This window comes from Flavobacterium sp. NPDC079362 (assembly GCF_050267765.1).
GTDB lineage: Bacteria > Bacteroidota > Bacteroidia > Flavobacteriales > Flavobacteriaceae > Flavobacterium > Flavobacterium azizsancarii.
The window spans coordinates 1-1,241 of the sequence record NZ_JBNNFM010000081.1 but is presented as its reverse complement, the minus strand read 5'-3'; the positions used below and the strand labels follow the sequence as shown (position 1 = coordinate 1,241).

1 pseudogene is annotated in these 1,241 nt (G+C 39.2%); it reads left to right on the top strand.

Annotated features, from left to right (window positions below):
• A pseudogene (locus ACQKCJ_RS24735) lies at positions 1–1,241 on the top strand (hypothetical protein); the annotation flags it as partial.

The following is a 1,241-nucleotide window of genomic DNA, read 5'->3' as shown; positions in this document are numbered from 1 at the left end:
ACTGCTTTAACTGGCGGAACATTGATTCCAAGTACAACAGCTTTGACAAGTGGCACTTATTATGCGGCTATAAAAGATGCAACATCACTTTGCGAGAGTGCATTGAGACTGGAAGTTGCCGTAATAGTAACAGATCCGGGAACACCAAGTTTGGTAACTGCGGGAACACAAAACTTCTGTCAGTCGACTTTGCCAACTTTTGCAAGTATTCAATTAAACGAATCTAATATTGTTTGGTATACTGCTTTAACTGGCGGAACATTGATTCCAAGTACTACAGCTTTAACAAGTGGTACTTATTATGCAGCGATAAAAGATGCAACATCACTTTGTGAGAGTGCATTGAGACTGGAAGTTGCCGTAATAGTAACAGATCCTGGAACACCAAGTTTGGTAACTGCGGGAACACAGAATTTCTGTCAGTCCACTTTGCCAACTTTTGCAAGTATTCAATTAAACGAATCTAATATCGTTTGGTATACTGCTTTAAATGGCGGAACATTGATTCCAAGTACTACAGCTTTAACAAGTGGGACTTATTATGCAGCGATAAAAGATGCAACTTCACTTTGTGAGAGTGCATTGAGATTAGAAGTTGCCGTAATAGTAACAGATCCTGGAACGCCAAGTTTGGTAACTGCAGGAACACAGAATTTCTGTCAGTCGACTTTGCCAACTTTTGCAAGTATTCAGTTAAACGAATCTAATATCGTTTGGTATACTGCTTTAACTGGCGGAACATTGATTCCAAGTACTACAGCTTTAACAAGTGGTACTTATTATGCGGCTATAAAAGATGCAACATCACTTTGTGAAAGTGCATTAAGACTGGAAGTTGCAGTAATAGTAACAGATCCGGGAACACCGAGTTTGGTAACTGCGGGAACTCAGAATTTCTGTCAGTCCACTTTGCCAACTTTTGCAAGTATTCAATTAAACGAATCTAATATCGTTTGGTATACTGCTTTAAATGGCGGAACATTGATTCCAAGTACTACAGCTTTAACAAGTGGGACTTATTATGCAGCGATAAAAGATGCAACTTCACTTTGTGAGAGTGCATTGAGATTAGAAGTTGCAGTAATAGTAACAGATCCTGGAACGCCAAGTTTGGTAACTGCAGGAACACAGAATTTCTGTCAGTCGACTTTGCCAACTTTTGCAAGTATTCAGTTAAACGAATCTAATATCGTTTGGTATACTGCTTTAACTGGCGGAACATTGATTCCAAGTACAACAGC